Below are 19,478 nucleotides of genomic sequence, written 5' to 3'. Positions count from 1 at the left end.
TTCTTTCCTGTTCTTTAATCAGCGATAACGACAGAAATACCTTTATCAAGTAACGCATTATGTGTTTTTTCGTCAAGCAAATTATCTGTGATAATCACATCAATTTTTTCTAACGGACAAACAATATTTGGGCTACGTCGCCCAAATTTGGAAGAATCAGCAAGGACAATAATTTGTTTCGCTGCGTTGGTCATTGCTTTACTTACGCCATGAACCTCATTAAATGTTGTTAATCCTAATTCTAAATCAAGCCCATCCGTGCCAATGAATAGTTTATCAAAAGAGAATTTTTCAAATGTAGATTCGGCTAAAATTCCATGTAAGGATGCTGATCTTGCGCGAAAAGTTCCACCACACATTAGCAATTGATGTGCTTTTTCTAAGGTGGCTAGGCTATTCATTATATGTAAACTATTCGTCATAATTGTCAGGTCATTAAATTCCGCTAGGTGTGGGATCATTTGCAATACGGTACTCCCTGAATCAATGATAATCGAATCGCCATCTTTCAAAAAACCAATTGCGGCTTTTGCAATTTTTTTCTTTTGCAATAAGTTAATATGGGTTTTATTTGTCATAGGTAACTCAATGTCGGCTGCTTTTTCTTGCCCCGCCAACACAACACCACCATAGGTACGGAGAACTTTCTGCTGTTTTTCAAGTGCGGTGAGATCTTTGCGAATTGTTGTTCCTGTTGTGGCAAAATAATTGGCAAGTTGCTCAACAGGCGTTTTTCCATTTGTATGTAAGTAGTCTAGAATAGCAAGCTGTCTTTCTTTGGGTTTCATAGTAAATCCATTATTAGGATTTATCGCAATCGAATGGCCTCCCTTAAAGCATCTTGACTTGATTTATCTTTCGGGAAAATGGCTTCTGGGTCAATTTCGCTATGCAATAATCCTGTTAAATTTGTTATTGGTTTAGGGCGAGAAAATACACTCACACCTTTCAAAATAATTGAATTAACCACACAATGGTTATGATCAAAAGCAATGGCAATGACAACTTTGGGGTTAAAACGACCAGATGTTCGACCGATTCCCACATTCCCTTGTTTACACAATATTTCGAATGCCTTATTAAATTGCGAAATTTGCCACCACCCCAATATAATTTGCAATATCCACGCGATAATGGCAACAATAATAAGTGAATTTATCATACTGTGCATCGATTTTTCCCCTATTGTAGATCTTTTTTATTGATTATAAAAACTTATTCAATGAAAGATTGATTAAATGCTAATTTCCAATCATCTTCAAACTGCGCTATTGCGGCACAGACTGCAGGATCTGACAAAAATTTGTGTACAATCTCTGGCGCAACAGTTACAGCTTGACACCCTGTTAATAAACAATCAACAACCTGTCTTGTCGTTTTAAAACTCGCCGCCATTACCTTTGTATTGATGCTATGCAGGGTAAATAATTTTTGTAATTCTTCTGTTACTTTTATTCCATTTCCTCCTTGATTATCAATTCTGCTAACATAAGGTGCAATATAATTTGCGCCAGATAAAGCCGCTAACAGCCCTTGCCCCGCACTGTACACTGCTGTACCGAGTGTGGGGATCTGTAAAGCAGAAAGTTGCTTTATTGCAGCGATGCCTTGTAATGTTGCTGGAATCTTGATAACCAAATTAGAATATCTCTCACTTAACTTTAATGTTTCCTCAACAATTTCATTCGTATCCCTTGCTAATACTTGAACAAATAAATGTGGCGTTTCTCCTAATATATTGCATAATTCACTCAATACATCGGAAAGTGGACGCCCCACTTGTGCGATTAAACTTGGATTTGTCGTTACCCCATCAATAGGAAGCAAATGAATAAATTGCTTAACAAGTTTTGGGTCTGCGGTATCAAGATAAAACTCCATCATTTTTCTCCTTTAATATAGGGCGTAATCACTACGCCCCCGATATTAAAACATAACTTGCCCGCCAGTAATGTTAATGGATTGTCCGGTACAATATTCTGCTTTTTCACTGGCATAAAACAGTAGAACATTTAATACATCTTGATACTCACAACCCCGTTTCAGTGGCACTTTATCAATATACGTTTGTTCAACTTGTTCCGCCGGAATCCCTAATTTTTCAGCATATTGCGGAATTAACGACTGAAACATAGGGGATTTAAGCAAATTACCTAACATTAAAGAATGTACAGTAATGCCATACTCAGCAAGATCTAGTGCTAAAGATTGAGTTAAGCCAACACCACCAAATTTAGCTGCGCTATAACCTGTATTGTGCTTACTACCAACTTTTCCTGATTTAGAATTAATTTGAATGATACGCCCAGCAATACCTTCTCTAATCATTAATTTAGAAAATTCTCTTGCACAAAGGAAATAGCCAACAAGATTTACTTGTAAGGATAAATCAAAATCTTGCGCCTTAAACTCAGTAATTGGTGCGGCTTTTGCTATGCCTGCGCTATAAACCAATAAATCGACACGTCCAAATACAGTATCAACCGTATTTGCAAGTTTAATAACACTTTGCTCATCCGTTGCATCTACATAAAAACCCCGAGCAACATTACAGGACATTTTTAAATTAATTTCTTGAGCAATTTTTTCTGCATTTGCCTGATTCAAATCAGCAATCGCAACAGCATAACCATTTTCCGCTAACCCAGAAGACAAAAAAGCCCCTAAGGTTTGTCCCCCACCAATAATCACAGCAACTTTATTTCCCATAATACGACTCCTCAATTTTTAATAATAGTTAATACATCACCAATCTTTATAGCTGTTGGTACTTCACCCGCCAAGTGGATCGTACCGGGATACTCAGCCTTAAGATTGCTATCAAAACGAAAGGTAATATGACCCAATTCTTTTAAATTAAAATTTGCAACCTCACCAACTGCTGTAATTTTAAAACAGTTATCATTGATCATTAATACATCACCACGGCATACTTCTGCTGAGAGATCGCTATGACAATGAACAAAGCAATAATCTTCTAAATCAGGTGGCACATCTTGTTTAAAGGTAATGAGCATATTCTCTAATAAAGCATCAGGTGCAAATTGCCCAATTTTGGTAAATTTTGTTTGGTAAATAACAGTCATTCTTTTTCCTTATTTTTAAAAGTGCGGTAAATTTTTCCCGCACTTTTACTACACAAATTAATAAATAAATGCAGATACAAACCAAGCAATCAGTACGGTTGGCGCGCCCGTTAAAAAACGGCTAACAAGGACTGATGGCACACCAACTCGAACCGTATCTTGTTTTGCTTCAGCAAGGGATAATCCCACAGGAATAAAATCACATGCTGCTTGTGCATTAATAGCAAACAAGGCTGGAAGGGCTAAATGAGGCGGAATATTACCTAAACCAATTTGAACCCCCACTAACACTCCTATAACCTGTGCGATCACTGCTCCCGGTCCTAAGAAGGGCGATAAGAAAGGAAAAGAACAAATTAATGCTAACGTGACCAATCCAATAGGACTATTTGCTAAAGGGGTTAAACCATGCGCAATCCAATCACCTAACCCTGAAGCAATAATGATGCCGATTAACGCGGAAACAAATGCCATAAATGGCAAGATCGTTTTCAAGACAGTATCAATTGTGTCTCGCCCAGCTTGAAAAAATACAGCCACAACAGATCCCATCCCCATCCCGATTTTGGCAAGTAATCCATCACTTTGCTCAGTAATTTTTTTCGATGTGTCATATTCTTTTGTTATTGGGTTATGCGGATTTTTTGGGGCTATCGCGGCATTTGGCACATCAATGTCAATTAATTTAATATTCATTTCTTTTACCGCTGAAACATAAATATCTTCAACGATAAATTCAGCAAGCGGCCCAGATTTCCCTGTTGCATGGATATTAATCGTTGGAATGCGGCGTTTAGGATATAGCCCACAACGTAATACTCCGCCACAATCGATAATTGCGATCCCAATTTGTTCATTATCAGGCTCACCTTCTTTAAAACCATCAACCGCATCCCAACCGGTTAATGCCACAAGGTGATCAACAATGCTGGGACGTGTTCCCGCTGTCATATAGAGAATTTTTTTTCCTTCTTCTAGCGGAATAGTTAAAGGACCACCCCAACCACTATCACCTTTTTCAATATAAAGTGCTTTTACCATAATTTGTTTCCTCCATTAGAGATGGACTTCTCGATCTAATTGAATTCCCATACGCTTTTCAAAGATTGCTGTTGTAAAATCGGTAATCCAGCCTCGAAAGAAATTCGTTACCATACCCACTAATAAATAACTCACAGCCAATGGTCCCAATGGCAAACCTAGCGTAGTTAAACCATTAGCAATTCCTAAGTAAACGAATAGTTCCCCGGGATTAATATGAGGGAATAACCCATTCATTGAGTGACAACTATAAGATGCTGCCGCATAATAGCTTGGCTTATAACGTTCTGGTAAAAACTTGCCTAAACTCAATGTCATTGGGTTACAAAATACAAAAGTACCAAAAACAGGCAGGATTAAATAACGAGAAATAGGATTACCTGCACTTCGTTGTGCAAGACGTTCTATTCGTTGTTGACCAATAAATTTAATCAACGCATTCATTACAACGAGTAAAGAAATGAGTAACGGTAAAATCCCTGTTACCATACTAACAAAAACTTCACCCCCTTTTTGGAATAGCCCAATAAACCATTCCGCGCTATGTGTAATAAGTTCCATTGCACACCTCTCAAAATGAAAGTTTTTAGATTTGTTTCTGATTAATAACTTAATCATCGAAAGTAATAATATTTTATTTTGAAAAATGTTTTTGTGATAAAGGTCTCATTTTTAAAAATAAATTTCAAAATAAAAGAAATTTATTTTACAAAGAAAGGAAGTGGAGGTGGGAATGAAGTCGCTAATTTCAACATTAGCGACAAGTAAGATATTATTTATCGGAACGATTTTCCTCTCCGGGTTGCCAATCAACTTCACCGCCTTGAAGAAGCGTTTGCATCATTTCTTTTGTTTCGAGTTCTAATTCTTTCGCACGAGCAATCATACGTTCATTGCTAAAAACCGACATTTCGGGATCATAAAGACTCGCCATTTCAGCGAGACTATGGCGATCGCGATGATAATAAAATTCGGCAACTTGCTTGGCTTTATCTTTATCCATTCCCAGTTCCTCAAGTGCAAAGCGTCCGCTACGAATGGCAGAATCAAATGTTTCACGCACAATATTTCGCGCGCCTGCACGGTATAGATCATAAACATGCAAACGATCATAGGCGCGAGTAATAATAGGTAAATGAGGATAAAAATGATGTGCAAAGTGTGCAATTTTTATTGCTTGTTCTTTATCATCTAAGGCGATAACCAAAAGGCTGGCTTTATCAATACCTGCTGTTTCGAGCAAATCAGAGCGAGATCCATCTCCAAAATAGGTTTTTAAGCCGAAACGTGAAAGTCCTTCTACTAAGGTTGCATCATAATCAATAACCGTTGGCTTATAACCACAACTTATCAACATTCCACTAATAATTTGCCCGTAACGACCATGTCCGATGATAATCACATCATTTTGATCTTCAATGGCATCATTTTCTCTTTGTTGATGGCTTGCTCTTGCGACAATCAACTTATCATAAGCAATAAATAAGAAAGGGGTCAGTAACATTGAAATGGCGACAGCAAGTAAGAGTTTATCAGTAAGCTCTTGAGGTAAGATCCCATTTTGCTGGCTAAAAGACAGTAGGACAAAGCCAAATTCTCCAGCGGGTGCAAGGCTTAAAGCAAATAAATAACGGTTTAGGCGATCAAGCCGAAAAATAAAACCTAACCCCCATAGTACGATCGCTTTCACTAAAATAAAGCTTAAAGTAATAGCCAAAATAACAGCAAAATCATCAAAAAATAGACGAAAGTTAATATCCGCCCCAACAGTAATAAAAAATAGCCCTAATAACAATCCTTTAAAAGGCTCAAGATTACTCTCTAATTCGTGCCGGTATTCACTGTTTGCTAAAACAACCCCAGCTAAAAATGTGCCTAAAGCAGGAGAAAGCCCAATGGCTGACATCATTGCGGCAATCCCAATGACTAAAGCTAGAGCAAATGCAGTGAAAATTTCTCGCATTCTTGAGGCTGCAATATAGCGAAAAATAGGCCGTGCGAGAAAATAACCACCAAAGACGATAGAGCTAATCACACTTAGGGTTATTAAGGTTTTAACATAATTATTTACACCTTCTAATAAATTTCCGCTATGTTGCTCTGCACTTTGTAAACTCGTTAATAATTCAGGGGAAGCCAGAATAGGTAGCAATGCTAAAATAGGAATGATCGCAATATCTTGGAAGAGCAAAACTGAAAAACTACTTTGTCCACCGGGACTATTTAATAAGCGTTTCTCTCCTAAGGTCTGTAATACAATTGCGGTTGACGAAACAGCCAGTACACAACCCATTGCAAGGCTCATGGACCAACTTAATCCACATAAATGTGCAATACCTGCTATTGCCCCCACAGTCAGAACGACTTGTAAACTTCCTAATCCGAATAATTTATTGCGTAATTTCCATAACAATTTTGGATCTAGCTCTAACCCGATTAGAAAGAGCATCATCACTACCCCAAACTCCGCAACGTGTTGAATACTTTCCGTTTCTTGTCCAACTAGTCCCAGAATAGGGCCAATTGCCACGCCTGCTAAAAGGTATCCCAATACAGAGCCAAGCCCTAAACGTTTAGAAATGGGTACCGCAACTACGGCAGCAAAAAGATAGATAAAAGCGGAAGTTAATAGTGATGTCATAAGGGTCTTATTTACCTAATCAAATAGAAATATAGGTTTAGCATAGTAATCAGTTTTACTTCAAATATCACGAGATATTTTAAACAAAAATTATCAATCTCTTTCTTCTACCCCATTCATTAAAATTTACCTTTGATGATCAACACAAAATCTATCTATAATAAAAGGCTATCTCAACATCAAAATATATTCAGATAGCCTTCGTTTGAAAAAATCAAAGTATATCAGTACAAAATTAGAAGTTCTTGCTTTTGAAATACGGCAGTATTGGCTCAACTTGCTGCGTCAAACCGTCTTGCCTTATCTCACCCTTAAACGCCCCTATTTTAAAACTTAACACTTTCCCCATCTTCTGGTATGGCAACCCAATCTTTTAACCCAGATTTTTGCACAAAAGCACGCATCGCTTGACGGCTCACAGCACCGTGATTGACCGCATCCATATGCACGGCAATGATTTTTGCCTTGGGCATTGCCTGATGGGCGTGGGCAACATCTTCTTTACCCATGATAATGCCTTCATTAAAGCCATTGACCCTTGCCGACCCCGTATTCATCACCAAAACATCGGGCTTATACTTGATGAGCGCCTTATTGACATCAGCCGTCCAGAGCGTATCGCCCATGATATAAAGCGTCTTACGGTCTTTGGCACGCAGCACCACGCCCATCGCATCGCCCAGCAATTGCCCAAGCGGTGCGACCGCATACATCTCTTTGGTGCCATGAGCACCGCCTGTTTTGTGCAGGCTGACATCGCCAATTTTCAAGGTCTCGTTTAACACCCGCACATCATTAAATCCCTGTTCACGAATCAGTTTTGCATCATCTTGATTTTGCACGATAATCGGCAAATCTTTAGGCAGATATTTTTGTGCTGCCTCGTCCCAGTGGTCAAGATGGGTATGGGTAACCACAACCGCCGTTACCCCTTGCCAAGCCTCATTCATCGGCATCGGTAGTTCGGTCAAAGGGTTACGCAGCTGACTGTTTAGCGTGTTGGCAAAGCTTTCATACGCCCCTTTTTTGGCAAGCATCGGGTCAATCAAAAACGTTTGTCCCGCATAGCTGACTTTTGCAGTGGCGTTGCGGATATGCTGATAGCTGTCGCTGGCGTAAGCCTGAACGCTCAATAACGCCCCCAAAAGGACAGTGGCAAGTAAAGTTTTGGTACGCATCGTGATTCCTTAAATCGATTGCCCATGCTTGAAAATTAAAGCATTGGGCGGTGAAAAATCATCAAAATGGCAGGTAAAATGCCATCTTTTTCAAGAACGAGCATTATCCATCTTCTTGAAAAACAAAAATATTGACCAATCTATCAAAAAACGAAAGAATTGGCTCAAAAAGTGAGAAAAAAATGACCGCACCGACTGTTGCCCTGCTGCTGTATCCTGATTTTAACCCCTTTCAATTTGCCATACCGCAACGTGTTTTTTCGCTCAATATTGATTATAAGCCACTGTTTCATCTGAAAATTGTCGCAGAAAATCCCGACTGCTGTTATGGAGAAAACGGCATTTACGTGCCTGCTGACGGCGATTTACGCCTGCTTGAGCATGCCGATATGGTGATTGCCTTTGGCTGGCAGCCTGAAAAAATGCCAAGCGATGCCTTAAAACAGGCACTTATCCGAGCCAATCAACGTGGGGCTTTGGTTGCAGGGCTTTGTTACGGTGCTTATTTGTTGGCGTACAGCGGACTGCTAAACGGCAAAGAGGCGACTACCCACTGGCTGGGCGAAGCGGATTTTGCCAAGCGTTTTCCTGGCGTTAAACTGAGCATTGAAGCCATCTACATTGAGCAAGGCAGCCTGATGACCTCTGCTGGCACGGCGGCCGCCCTTGACTGCTGTCTTGCCATCATTCGCAGAACGTACGGGGTAAAAATCGCCAACCAAATCGCCCGCATACTGGTGGTTTCACCGCACCGTGAAGGCGGACAGGCACAATTTATCGAGCAGCCCATCGCCCGCCTAAGCCCAAGCGAAAACATGAGCGAACTGCTGGCACAAATGCAGCAAAACCTCAAGCAAGATTACCGTATTGACGCACTGGCAAAGCGTCTGAATATGAGCCGAAGCACCTTCACCCGCCATTTTCGCCAAGCCACAGGTGTGTCTTTGACCGAGTGGCTGATTGCCCTGCGTCTTCAGCGTGGACGGGAACTGTTAGAAAGCACGGATTTGGGCATTGAACACATTGCCAGCGAAATCGGCTTTCACTCTGCCACCGCCTTTCGCCAGCATTTTAGAAAGAAACACCGTGTAAGCCCGAGAGTGTGGCGGAGGGGGGAGGTGAGAATGATTTGAGCGTTAAAGCAGTACATCATAAAATAACTATGCTAAATATGTTGTATAAAGAACAAGTATTAACAGAAAATAGGGTTGTCAAAAATTAAAAAGGAGCCTTTATGCCTCATGCACTAAGCCCTTATCAGGCATCTGGATTCAATGTTTCCGATCTCAAAACCATTCTGCATAGCAAGCGTGCCAATATGTATTACTTGGAATATTGCCGCGTGATGCAAAAAGACGGCCGTGTTCTTTATCTCACTGAAGATGAACGTGCTAATCTCTATTACAATATTCCCATTGCCAATACAACCGTTATCTTACTCGGGACAGGCACTTCTATCACACAAGCCGCTATGCGTGTGTTGGCTCAGGCTGGTGTGTTGGTCGGCTTTTGCGGCGGTGGCGGCACCCCGCTCTTTGCTGGCACGGAAATCAGCTGGCTGACACCGCAAAGCGAATACCGCCCAACGGAATATGTGCAAGGCTGGCTTTCATGGTGGTGGGACGATAATAAACGGCTTCAGGCAGCAAAAATACTGCAAACTGCACGCATGGATTATCTATTAACCATTTGGCAAAAAGACCGTGAACTCATTGCCCGTGGATTTAATGCTCCTGCGATTTTGCACACCATTGAAACTGCCCGAAACACCATTGCCCAACAAAGCAGCATAACGCATCTGCTCCAACATGAAGCCCATCTGACCAAAGCCCTTTATAAAGCCGCCGCAAGCTGTACCAAACAAGAAGGCTTTAGCCGCGAACATGACGGCATCGACAAAGCCAACCGCTTTTTAAATCACGGCAATTATCTTGCCTACGGGCTGGGCGCGACAACCGCATGGGTGCTAGGCATTCCGCACGGTTTTGCCGTGATGCACGGAAAAACAAGACGCGGTGCGCTCGTTTTTGATATTGCCGACATCATCAAAGATGCATTAGTCTTACCGCTTGCCTTTATCGCTGCTGCCGACAACCTAAGTGAACAGCAATTTCGCCAAGAATGCTTAAATCAATTCATCAAACATAATGCCTTAGATACCCAATTTGACCTGATAAAAGCACTGGCTTTAAAAACCGATTGGGAGGCAGCATGATTGTTACCTTTGTCAGCCAATGCGAAAAGAAAGCATTAAAACGCACCCGCCGTATACTCGATAGCTTTGCCAACCGCATTGGCGATAACGTTTGGCAGACAGCCATCACCCAAGAAGGGCTTAATACCGTTGCCGCGCTGCTGCGTCAAAGTGCCACTAAATCCACCGCCGTCAGCTGCCACCGCAATCGCACCAGTCATACCACAGAACTGCTTTTTATTATTGGCAACAGACGTAAATTTAATGAATTAGGCATTGTTCCTGTTAATTACACCAAGAGAAATATCATGCATCAAGAATGGGAAAACGATTGGCAATATCTCACCGCCATGCAAATCATCGCAACCCTTGCCGCCCTACTGCATGATATTGGCAAATCCAATTTAGGTTTCCAGCAGAAACTCAAAGGGCAAACCGCCACAAAAGGCGAACCCTACCGCCATGAATGGGTATCGTTAAAACTCTTTCTATGGCTCGTTGCTGACTGTCAAACCGATGAAGCCGTGTTTGACCGCTTAATCCATTTAGACCATTATCTTGCTAACCATAAGCCCGCATTTGAAACAAGCGATTATGGCTACGCCAATATGCAGAACCTGCCGCCGCTTGCCCAATGGATTGGCTGGCTGATTGTTACCCATCACCGTCTGCCGCCCCTGCCACGGCTGCAAGACACAGATGCCAGCGATGACGGCTACACCACCAACGCCATCAAGGAAATGCAGCAAGCAGGGAATCGATACTACAACGTCTCTGCTCAAGATTTTTATAAAAGCTTGCGTGCCATCAATCATTGGGTGCATAACCCCCAAATTACCGCAAATCTGAAGCAAAACTGGCAATTTGAATACCTTGTTTTGCATAGCAAAACCTTGCAGAAGCAGCTTAAACGCTTTGCCCAAAAAGCCAAAAACGACTCCAAATTGACCGCATTAAGCCAGCCAAAAAGCCCCATCAGCAATCCCTTGCTGCTGAATCTTTCCCGCTTAATCCTGATGACAGGCGACCACAACTACTCTTCACAGCCCAAAGACAGCAAACAACGCGTGTCAGGCGATACCGATTGGCAGGATAAACTTATCGCCAATACCGACCGCAAAACCAAAGAAACCAAACAAGCCCTTGACGAACATCTGCTTGGCGTAGCGGACTATTGCGGACGTGTCGCCAAAGCCTTGCCCATTATTCAGGCAGCCTTACCCAAACTCAAAGACCACGACAGCCTAGCTAAAAACACCGCAACCGCAAGATTTCAATGGCAAAACCAAGCCTTCAAACTGGCAAGAGAAGTCAGCGGACAAAGTCAAACCCATGGCTTTTTTGCCATCAATATGGCGTCTACTGGCTGCGGCAAAACCATCGCCAACGCCCGCATTGCCTATGCACTGGCCGATACACATCAAGGGGCACGCTTTACCATTGCCCTAGGACTGCGGACACTCACCTTGCAGACAGGTGCCAGCCTGCGACAAGACCTTGGCTTAAGCGAAAAAGAACTCGCCGTCTTAGTGGGCGGACGAGCCAATAAACAGCTTTTTGAACTTAATCAAAAAACCGAAGAAGACAGCGAAGAAAACGGCAGCCTCTCTGCCGAATCACTCATTGACAGCTATGTGGACAGCCGCTTTGAGCCATCAGATTTTGACGTACTTGGGCTTGGCGTACTCACCCAGCAAGAAAAAGCCCAGCTGTTGCTCTACAGCCCCATTGTCAGCTGCACCATTGACCATCTCATGCAAGCCAGCGAACAGCTTCGTGGCGGACACTACATCATTCCCACCCTGCGATTGCTCTCAAGCGACCTTATCCTTGATGAACCAGACGACTTCTCCGAAAGCGACCTGCCCGCCCTCACACGGCTTGTGCATCTGGCAGGGCTATACGGCAGCCGCATCATACTCTCATCAGCTACCTTACAGCCCGACCAAGTGTATGGCTTATTTACCGCTTACCTAGAAGGACGCAAAATTTACAACGAAAATTTTAACCTGCCAGCACCGTCCATTCCCTGCCTATGGAGCGATGAAAACCACAGCAGCATCAGCACCTGCACCGACACCCGCCAGCACAGCCAAGCCCACCAACGCTTTTTGGAAAAACGCCAACGCTGCCTGAAACAACAGCCCATACAGCGGATAGGCGAAATCCTGCCGATGGTCGCCAAAGTAAGCAAAAACCCCAAACGCTTCTATCCAGCAATTGCCAAACAACTGCTTGAATACGCAACAGATTACCATCATCGCCACCACTTTGACGAAAACGGAAAAACCATCAGCATTGGGCTCATCCGTATGGCGAACATCACGCCCATGATGCAGACCGCACTTGCCCTGTATGCACAAGACAGTCTTGCCAAAGACACCCATATCCACCTTGCCGTCTATCACAGCAGGCAAGCCCTCATACTGCGTAACCAACTGGAACAACAGCTTGATGCAATACTAAACCGCAAAAACGGCAACAACCCTGCCAACCACCCAGCCATCAAAACCGCGATTGCCGCTTATCCCAACGCCAAGCATCACCTCTTTATCGTGCTGGCAAGCCCCGTCTGTGAAGTCGGACGCGACCACGACTACGACTGGGCAATTGCTGAACCCAGCTCCATGCGATCGCTCATTCAGCTGGCAGGACGCATCAACCGCCACCGCCCCTACAGGCAGCCCAAAATGCCCAACCTTGGCATCTGGCAGCACAATATCCGTGGCATCAAACAAGAAAACTGTGCCTTTATCCACCCAGGCTATGAAAGTGCCGAGTACCGCCTAAACAGCCACAATTGCGAAACCCTCATACCTGCCGAACAGCTCAAGCGTATTGATGCCCAGCCCCGCATCATCAAGCCAGCCGAACCCGACCCCAAAAACCGCCTATCCGACCTAGAACATCAAGTGCTTGCCGAGCTGATGCAAAATGACAAAATCAATATCGTCAATGCCTACTGGCAGCCTGAACTCCTAAACCGCCATCACTGCCACCTGATTCGCCTAAGCCCATTCCGACAAGGCGAAAAAGAAGCTGACTACCTTATCCGCCCCGAAGACAGTGGCAATGTGCCATATCACTTAGAACAAATTGAAGCCCATGGTTTTTCGGGTGCTAAAACAGCCCAAGATGTGATTAAGCCCTATCCTTTTGAAAATAATAATGAAGGCATCACCCCATGGCTCACCGCCTCACTCAAAACACAAATCAGCCAATTAAGCGAAAAACTGGGCATCTCTGACAATACCGCCGTCATCCGCTTTGCCGGCATCACCCTGCCAGAGAGACAACATACTTGGTATTTTCATGAATACTTTGGCTGCTGGGAAAATGAGTAAAAATGGAAAGGATACCCAAGAAGCCATCAAAAGAACAGCCAAAAACCTGCTTTGGCGGGCTTAACTCAATAGTGAAATGATTATAAAAAAATAAAAAAACAATGGTTGAAAAATTTTTTACTTAGGTTACTCTGTACGAGTCGAGGACAGGGCTTAAGCAACCTATGAAAAAACCACCTAGGCGGCGGCTAAGTGAAAAACAAAAATACAATTTACTAAGCCATCTATGCGACGGTCTTTCATTGTAGCACAAAAGGCTTACCAAGACAAAAAACCAATTTTTATTAAAAATAAAAAAACAATGGTTGATAACCTGATTTTTTTGACTTAGTATATACACCATCAAGCAGATTACAAACGAGGTCTTCTATGAACACCATCACCGCTGAACAGATTAAAGAGGCAATCAACGCCTTTTTAACCGCCCAATACCACAAGAAAAGCGAAAAAGAACAAAAACAGCTTGCCAAAGCTGAGCAAGAAAATGATCCCATCGCCATTGCCGAAGCCCGTGAAGCCCTGCGTCCGATTCAAGAAAAATACCAAGCAGACCATTGGTTTCAGGCTGCTGAAAAAATGGCGGGGCAGTTAAATTTTGGCACCCACACCTCTAAAGGCATTCACAGCGATGCCAAAGGCGACAACATTATCTTTAGCGGCAGCTCAGTACACAGCTATATCGGCACGCACAGCATAGACAGTACACAGCTTGATGCCAGCGGTAATGCCGCCGCACTGCCGTTAGCCGCCTTTTTTGAACAGCCCGTCAGCGGGTCATACCTGATGCGTGATGTGATTCTTGCCCAACTGCCTGCACTTCACGGCTGTTTTGGTACAGATGCTGAACACTCCAAGCACTATCAGCAAGTATTTTACCGCTGCTTAACCGCCCAGCCCGATACGCCAAGTACCCACGAACGCAACAAGCAAATCCTCTGGGCAATCCACCCCGATGAAAACGAATATTGCACACTGGTACCGCTGCACCCTTCCAAATTAACCCATGAGGTCTATCTCAACATCAATCACCGCCGTTATAGTGATGAGCAAAAAACCGCACGCGAAAACCGCTACAAACACCCAGACAAACCGCAAGCCCCTTATCAAGAACTGCAAAATCTTGCCGCAACCCAGCTTGGCGGTACTAAGCCGCAGAACATCAGCCTGCTTAACAGCCGTCAGGGCGGCCGCCAATATCTTCTGCCGTCTATTCCGCCTATTTTTCAAAAACGGGCCTTTGGAACGGTGCAGCTTACCAAGCACGACAGCAGCTTATTTAAAAGCCGTGCTTACCGCCATAAAATGCGTTATAAAATCAAAAGGCTGGCTGAAATTATCAAAGACAGACGCAACAACGTTTCTTTGCGTGAACAACGTGATGATTTACTTGCCGAAATCCTGATGGAAACCTTTGCCATCGCAGCCGCCATACAGCAGCAGCCTGCAGGCTGGAGCGAGGATAGCAAACTTAATTTTGAGCAAAGCCTCTGGCTTGATCCAAACAATCCCGATGAAGACCACCAGCAAGACCGTGAAGAAGAGGACTGGCAAAATGTTGTTGCTACACAATTCGCCGATTGGTTGCAAAGCAGCCTGAAAGAAATCTTTGAAAAAGACGGCCAAATCCAAAGCAGTGATTTTGGTACACCAGAATATCTGTATTGGAAAACTGCGATTGAAGATGCCATTAAAGCCTCACAGCGTCTTGGTGAAGGAGTATTTCAATGAGCCACATTTACCCCAATTATCCGCAGGCAGGCTACCTGATTATTAAAAATTTGCGTATTGAGAATGCCAATACCCTGTCAAGTCCGCTCACCTATGGATTCCCTGCCATCAGCGGCTTTGTCGGTGCCGTACATGCCTTAAGCCGCACCCTTGCCCAAAGCCAAGATTTTTCCCATCTGCGGTTAGATGGCACGCTGATTGCCTGCCGTGATATCCATATCCAGCGTTACCGCGACAGCCGTTACAGCAACTACAGTTTTAACCAAACACGCAATCCGATTTTAAAAGACGGCAGCAGTGCCGCCATTATTGAATCAGGACGCTGCCATCTCACCGTCAGCCTTGCCATTGGCATTTACGGCAACTTTGAACAGCAGCAGATGGACGGCTTAAAACGTTTTATCGCTGAAAAAATTCAGCAGCAACGGATAGCTGGCGGCAGCGTGGTTGGCATTGATGCCAAAGCCCCTGTTAGCTACAGCGAAACCATCAATGAATGCAAAAAAGATTTTCTGCCTGCTTTCATTTTGATGAATGCCCACGAAGAACTGACCACCATTTGCGAAGAAAAACAGCTCTCGCCCCTTGATGCGCTGATTGAAACCGCTGTTATCCACCAAATTCCAGATGATGACGGTACATGGCACAGTGAAAGCATTAAAACAGGACGTGGCTGGCTTGTGCCGATTCCTGTTGGCTATCAAGGCATCAGCCCTGTGATAGCAGCAGGCAAACTCAACAACAGCCGCAACCCCGAATACCCAGCTCAATACGTTGAAACCATTTACAGTCTTGGCAAATGGGTCTTCCCGAACCGTATTGCCGACTTACAACACGCCTTTTGGTATCAAACCTATGATGCCGAACACAATCTTTATCTTGTCCAACAGCCTTAAGAGGAAAACATCATGGCAAAAATTGACAGCAAAGTTACCGTACTCGCCTTTGAACGCAAAATTGATATTTCTGACGCCTATCTCTGGCAAACGAACAGCCAAAAAGAAAATGCGGTCAAAGAACCCGTTATCGTGCGGGAAAAATCCGTACGCGGCACCATCAGCAACCGCTTAAAAAATGCGATTGCCAGCAACCCTGCGAAACTTGATGCAGAAATTGAAAAAGCCAACCTGCAGCGTGTAGATGCCGCCTTCTTAAATGAAGACTGCGATACCCTCATTGCCAGCTTTACCTGCAAAATCTTACCCTTTACGGGCAAACCCAGTGTCTGCAACAACCAAGACTTTCAGGCAGCATTAGAAGAAACCGTTGCCCAGTACAAACAAGAACAAGGTTTTGCCGAACTTGCCAAACGCTATGCCATCAACCTGATTAACGCCCGTTGGCTGTGGCGTAACCGTATCGGTGCCGAAAGCATCACCGTAACCATCAAAAACGGTGAGGACACCTTAACCTTTAACCAAGCCCGTGATATTTCGCTCAATGATTTTGACTTTGCAAGCCCAGATTTGACAAAGCTTGCCGCTTGGATAGAAGCAGGATTTAACGGCGAAGCCTTTACCCTCTTGCAGGTTGAAGCCCAAGCCAACATCGGCAACGGACAAGAAGTCTTCCCAAGCCAAGAACTGGTGCTAGACACGGGCAAAAACAAAAGCAAAATCCTCTACACCGTCGGACGTGAACAAAATCAAGCAGGTATCCATTCGCAAAAAATTGGCAACGCCATCCGCACCATAGATAACTGGTATCCCAACGCAGCATTCCCCATTGCCGCCGAACCCTATGGTGCGGTTACCACACTGGGTACCGCCTACCGCCAGCCAAAAGACAAACAAGATTTTTACAGCCTGTTTGACCCTTGGATAAAAGAAGGCAAAGCCCCCAAAAAAGATGAGCAACACTACGTTATCGCGATTCTTATCCGTGGTGGCGTCTTTGGTGAAAGCGGTAAGGAGTAACCATGATTTACCAAGAGCTTACCCTGCTTCCCTCAGCAGAAATACCGCTGCACGCCCTTTGGGAAGCCCTCTACAAACAACTGCACATTGGTTTGGCTGATGTGCAGAACCGTGAAGGCATGAACCGCATCGGGGTGAGTTTTCCCCGCTATGAACTGGGGCAACATAGCCTCGGCAATCAAATCCGCCTCATCGCTCCAGATGAGGCGACCCTTGCAACGCTGAATTTAGAAAAATGGCTGGCAAGATTGACGGACTATATCCACATCAAAAAGCCAGCTGCCGTGCCTAACCACGCAGTGCCAGTTACGGTTAAACGCTACCGTTTCCGCCCAATTGACCAGCAGGCCAAAGCCCACGCAAAACGCCGCCAAATCAGCTATGAAGAGGCACTGACACATTGCAAAACCCACCGCAGAGCAGAGCTTCACCCGCCCTTTATCAGAATGACGAGTGAGACCAACGCCCAACCCTATCCGCTTGTAATTCTGCAAAAACCAGCTGATGCCGCCGTTCATGGCAGCTACAACAGCTATGGGCTTAGCCATCAAGGCAGCACCGTACCGCATTGGTGAGCATTTCAGGCAGCAGACCCTTTTTTGCGAGCAATTTAACAAATCAAACAAAAACAATGAGTTAAAAATAAGGAGAAAAATATGGGGTAAACACAATAAAATCGGGGCAAACCTTTGCAGCTAGGGCATTTGCACGGCAAAAATTGCAGTTATCCGCCGCATAGGCGGCTTAGAAATTTCCCCTGTTCAGCAGGGGAAATTTTGATAAGTTATCCGCCGCATAGGCGGCTTAGAAATTAATGAGATAACCACAGACGGCAATTATTATGTTATCCGCCGCATAGGCGGCTTAGAAATTGCCACAGGCGCACGTTGGAGCGAAGCAGAAGTTATCCGCCGCATAGGCGGCTTAGAAAATAGCCACAGTGAAAAACGGCAAGCTATTATTGTTATCCGCCGCATAGGCGGCTTAGAAATGCGGGCAATGGTAATGTTTGATTGTGATTGAGTTATCCGCCGCATAGGCGGCTTAGAAAAATGCGATTAATTCAGCAAGTAGCGACACAGTGTTATCCGCCGCATAGGCGGCTTAGAAACCATTGGGCGACCGTAGGAATCGCCCCACCAGGTTATCCGTCGCATAGGCGGCTTAGAAACAAATATATCCAGCTTATCCACATCGCTAAGCGTTATCCGCCGCATAGGCGGATTAGAAATACAAGCCACCTTAACCCGTGATTTGGTTTACCGTTATCCATCGCATAGATGGCTTAGAAAGAAAAAATTATCCGTCATTTTGGCGGGATATGATTATCCATCACATAGATAGCTTAGAAATCATAATTATTATGGGGCTGCCCTAGATAACGACTAAAAACTCTGTTTAGGTTAAAATGACCAAATGAGAAAAAGTCGCTTAAGTCAGCATAAACAAAATAAACTCATTGAGCTGTTTGTCGCAGGTGTTACTGCAAGAACAGCAGCTGAGCGAGTAAATGTAAACAAAACGACGGCAGCGTATTACTTTCATCGCTTGCGATTACTTATCTATCAAAACAGCTCCCATTTGGAAATGTTCGATGGCGAAATTGAAGCTGATGAAAGCTATTTCTGTGGCATTCGCAAAGGCAAGCAGGGGTGAGGCGCAGCAGGTAAAACGGCTGTATTTGGGCTTTTAAAGCGCAATGGTAAGGTTTACACCGTCGCGGTGCCAAATACTCAATCTGCGACATTGTTGCCAATCATTCGTGAGCAAGTAAAGCCTGATAGTCTTGTTTACACTGATTTCTACCGAAGTTATGATGTACTTGACGTGAATGAATTTAACCGTTTTCGCATCAATCACAGTACACACTTTGCAGAAAAACAAAATCACATTAACGGAATTGAGAATTTCTGGAATCAAGCGAAACGCCATTTACGCAAATTTAACGGTATTCCTAAAGCGCATTTTGAGCTTTATTTGAAGGAATGCGCATGGCGTTTTAATAACAGTAACTTAAAATCTCAAATTTCTATTTTAAAACAATTAGTTAAAGGGGATTTAGCCTAGTTATCTAGGACAGCCCCTAATTAAATATTAAGGGATACCTAGTTTGATATTTAGAAATTTTACGTAATGTAACAGTAATGAGAAATAATATAACAATAACTATGAAAATAATAAGATAGATATTATTATTTATTCCACTTTGAATAAAGGTGCCATTATTTACTAAATATAATATAGGCTCAACTATCAATTTATAAATAGGCAATATCCCTATTAAAGAAATAAGAAAACTAGCCCATGTGAGTCACGCCATTGTAACAGGACTTCTCCAAATTGGTTCGGG

The 19,478-nt window shown here is 43.7% G+C and carries 16 protein-coding genes, 1 pseudogene and 1 CRISPR repeat array; of the genes and pseudogenes, 8 read left to right on the top strand and 9 right to left on the bottom strand.

The window, feature by feature from the left end:
• Window positions 1–14: 14 nt before the first annotated feature.
• From srlR to L4F93_RS04585, 9 genes are all read right to left on the bottom strand, one after another.
• Window positions 15–788: a glucitol operon DNA-binding transcriptional repressor SrlR gene (gene srlR, locus L4F93_RS04625; protein ID WP_250351339.1), complete on the bottom strand. Its 774-nt coding sequence runs from the start codon at window positions 786–788 to the stop codon at window positions 15–17.
• Window positions 789–808: 20 nt separating this feature from the next.
• Window positions 809–1,162 carry a transcriptional regulator GutM gene (gene gutM / locus L4F93_RS04620; protein WP_250351338.1) on the bottom strand — a complete coding sequence of 118 codons (354 nt, stop codon included), beginning with the start codon at window positions 1,160–1,162 and terminating at the stop codon, window positions 809–811.
• A gap of 53 nt (window positions 1,163–1,215) precedes the next feature.
• Entirely contained in the window at window positions 1,216–1,884 is a 669-nt protein-coding gene (locus L4F93_RS04615; protein ID WP_250351337.1) for a transaldolase family protein, read from the bottom strand.
• Between the two features lie 42 nt (window positions 1,885–1,926).
• Window positions 1,927–2,709 carry a sorbitol-6-phosphate dehydrogenase gene (gene srlD / locus L4F93_RS04610; protein WP_250351336.1) on the bottom strand — a complete coding sequence of 261 codons (783 nt, stop codon included), beginning with the start codon at window positions 2,707–2,709 and terminating at the stop codon, window positions 1,927–1,929.
• Between the two features lie 11 nt (window positions 2,710–2,720).
• On the bottom strand, window positions 2,721–3,086 hold the full coding sequence (srlB, locus tag L4F93_RS04605; protein ID WP_250351335.1) for a PTS glucitol/sorbitol transporter subunit IIA: 366 nt from the start codon (window positions 3,084–3,086) through the stop codon (window positions 2,721–2,723).
• A gap of 57 nt (window positions 3,087–3,143) precedes the next feature.
• On the bottom strand, window positions 3,144–4,127 hold the full coding sequence (gene srlE / locus L4F93_RS04600; protein WP_250351334.1) for a PTS glucitol/sorbitol transporter subunit IIB: 984 nt from the start codon (window positions 4,125–4,127) through the stop codon (window positions 3,144–3,146).
• 15 nt (window positions 4,128–4,142) lie between these two features.
• Window positions 4,143–4,688 (bottom strand): PTS glucitol/sorbitol transporter subunit IIC, encoded by a 546-nt coding sequence (srlA, locus tag L4F93_RS04595; protein ID WP_250351333.1) that lies wholly within the window; start codon window positions 4,686–4,688, stop codon window positions 4,143–4,145.
• Between the two features lie 211 nt (window positions 4,689–4,899).
• On the bottom strand, window positions 4,900–6,768 hold the full coding sequence (locus L4F93_RS04590; protein WP_250351332.1) for a monovalent cation:proton antiporter-2 (CPA2) family protein: 1,869 nt from the start codon (window positions 6,766–6,768) through the stop codon (window positions 4,900–4,902).
• 326 nt (window positions 6,769–7,094) lie between these two features.
• Entirely contained in the window at window positions 7,095–7,946 is an 852-nt protein-coding gene (locus tag L4F93_RS04585) for an MBL fold metallo-hydrolase (RefSeq protein WP_250351331.1), read from the bottom strand.
• Between the two features lie 182 nt (window positions 7,947–8,128).
• On the opposite strand from L4F93_RS04585, the gene L4F93_RS04580 reads away from it, so the two are divergent.
• The 8 genes and pseudogenes from L4F93_RS04580 to L4F93_RS04545 all read left to right on the top strand — a co-directional run bounded on the left by L4F93_RS04580 (window position 8,129) and on the right by L4F93_RS04545 (window position 19,195).
• Window positions 8,129–9,079, top strand: coding sequence for a GlxA family transcriptional regulator (locus L4F93_RS04580; protein ID WP_250351626.1), 951 nt, complete (start codon window positions 8,129–8,131; stop codon window positions 9,077–9,079).
• A 101-nt stretch (window positions 9,080–9,180) separates the two neighbouring features.
• A complete protein-coding gene (gene cas1f, locus L4F93_RS04575) occupies window positions 9,181–10,161 on the top strand; it encodes a type I-F CRISPR-associated endonuclease Cas1f (protein ID WP_250351330.1) in 981 nt (326 codons plus the stop codon).
• Entirely contained in the window at window positions 10,158–13,484 is a 3,327-nt protein-coding gene (gene cas3f, locus L4F93_RS04570; protein ID WP_250351329.1) for a type I-F CRISPR-associated helicase Cas3f, read from the top strand. The genes cas1f and cas3f overlap by 4 nt, the downstream gene beginning before the upstream one ends.
• A gap of 369 nt (window positions 13,485–13,853) precedes the next feature.
• Window positions 13,854–15,212, top strand: a complete 1,359-nt coding sequence (gene csy1 / locus L4F93_RS04565) for a type I-F CRISPR-associated protein Csy1 (protein WP_250351328.1) — start codon at window positions 13,854–13,856, stop codon at window positions 15,210–15,212.
• Entirely contained in the window at window positions 15,209–16,108 is a 900-nt protein-coding gene (gene csy2 / locus L4F93_RS04560; protein ID WP_250351327.1) for a type I-F CRISPR-associated protein Csy2, read from the top strand. The genes csy1 and csy2 overlap by 4 nt, the downstream gene beginning before the upstream one ends.
• Window positions 16,109–16,120: 12 nt before the next feature.
• Window positions 16,121–17,128, top strand: a complete 1,008-nt coding sequence (gene csy3 / locus L4F93_RS04555) for a type I-F CRISPR-associated protein Csy3 (RefSeq protein WP_250351326.1) — start codon at window positions 16,121–16,123, stop codon at window positions 17,126–17,128.
• 2 nt (window positions 17,129–17,130) lie between these two features.
• Window positions 17,131–17,703: a type I-F CRISPR-associated endoribonuclease Cas6/Csy4 gene (gene cas6f / locus L4F93_RS04550; protein ID WP_250351325.1), complete on the top strand. Its 573-nt coding sequence runs from the start codon at window positions 17,131–17,133 to the stop codon at window positions 17,701–17,703.
• Between the two features lie 148 nt (window positions 17,704–17,851).
• A CRISPR array of direct repeats spans window positions 17,852–18,420; the repeat unit is 28 nt; unit sequence GTTATCCGCCGCATAGGCGGCTTAGAAA.
• A 124-nt stretch (window positions 18,421–18,544) separates the two neighbouring features.
• Window positions 18,545–19,195 (top strand): annotated as a pseudogene (locus L4F93_RS04545) (IS1595 family transposase).
• The last annotated feature ends 283 nt before the right edge of the window (window positions 19,196–19,478 follow it).

Origin of the sequence: Avibacterium sp. 20-132 (assembly GCF_023611925.1) — a bacterium.
Classification (GTDB): domain Bacteria; phylum Pseudomonadota; class Gammaproteobacteria; order Enterobacterales; family Pasteurellaceae; genus Avibacterium.
This window is presented reverse-complemented; position numbering and strand designations above follow the sequence as displayed.

Coding starts and splice junctions, on each gene's coding strand:
- srlR (WP_250351339.1), bottom strand. CDS start 788: ATGAAACCCAAAGAAAGACAGCTTGCTATTCTAGACTACTTACATACA.
- gutM (WP_250351338.1), bottom strand. CDS start 1,162: ATGATAAATTCACTTATTATTGTTGCCATTATCGCGTGGATATTGCAA.
- L4F93_RS04615 (WP_250351337.1), bottom strand. CDS start 1,884: ATGATGGAGTTTTATCTTGATACCGCAGACCCAAAACTTGTTAAGCAA.
- srlD (WP_250351336.1), bottom strand. CDS start 2,709: ATGGGAAATAAAGTTGCTGTGATTATTGGTGGGGGACAAACCTTAGGG.
- srlB (WP_250351335.1), bottom strand. CDS start 3,086: ATGACTGTTATTTACCAAACAAAATTTACCAAAATTGGGCAATTTGCA.
- srlE (WP_250351334.1), bottom strand. CDS start 4,127: ATGGTAAAAGCACTTTATATTGAAAAAGGTGATAGTGGTTGGGGTGGT.
- srlA (WP_250351333.1), bottom strand. CDS start 4,688: ATGGAACTTATTACACATAGCGCGGAATGGTTTATTGGGCTATTCCAA.
- L4F93_RS04590 (WP_250351332.1), bottom strand. CDS start 6,768: ATGACATCACTATTAACTTCCGCTTTTATCTATCTTTTTGCTGCCGTA.
- L4F93_RS04585 (WP_250351331.1), bottom strand. CDS start 7,946: ATGCGTACCAAAACTTTACTTGCCACTGTCCTTTTGGGGGCGTTATTG.
- L4F93_RS04580 (WP_250351626.1), top strand. CDS start 8,129: ATGACCGCACCGACTGTTGCCCTGCTGCTGTATCCTGATTTTAACCCC.
- cas1f (WP_250351330.1), top strand. CDS start 9,181: ATGCCTCATGCACTAAGCCCTTATCAGGCATCTGGATTCAATGTTTCC.
- cas3f (WP_250351329.1), top strand. CDS start 10,158: ATGATTGTTACCTTTGTCAGCCAATGCGAAAAGAAAGCATTAAAACGC.
- csy1 (WP_250351328.1), top strand. CDS start 13,854: ATGAACACCATCACCGCTGAACAGATTAAAGAGGCAATCAACGCCTTT.
- csy2 (WP_250351327.1), top strand. CDS start 15,209: ATGAGCCACATTTACCCCAATTATCCGCAGGCAGGCTACCTGATTATT.
- csy3 (WP_250351326.1), top strand. CDS start 16,121: ATGGCAAAAATTGACAGCAAAGTTACCGTACTCGCCTTTGAACGCAAA.
- cas6f (WP_250351325.1), top strand. CDS start 17,131: ATGATTTACCAAGAGCTTACCCTGCTTCCCTCAGCAGAAATACCGCTG.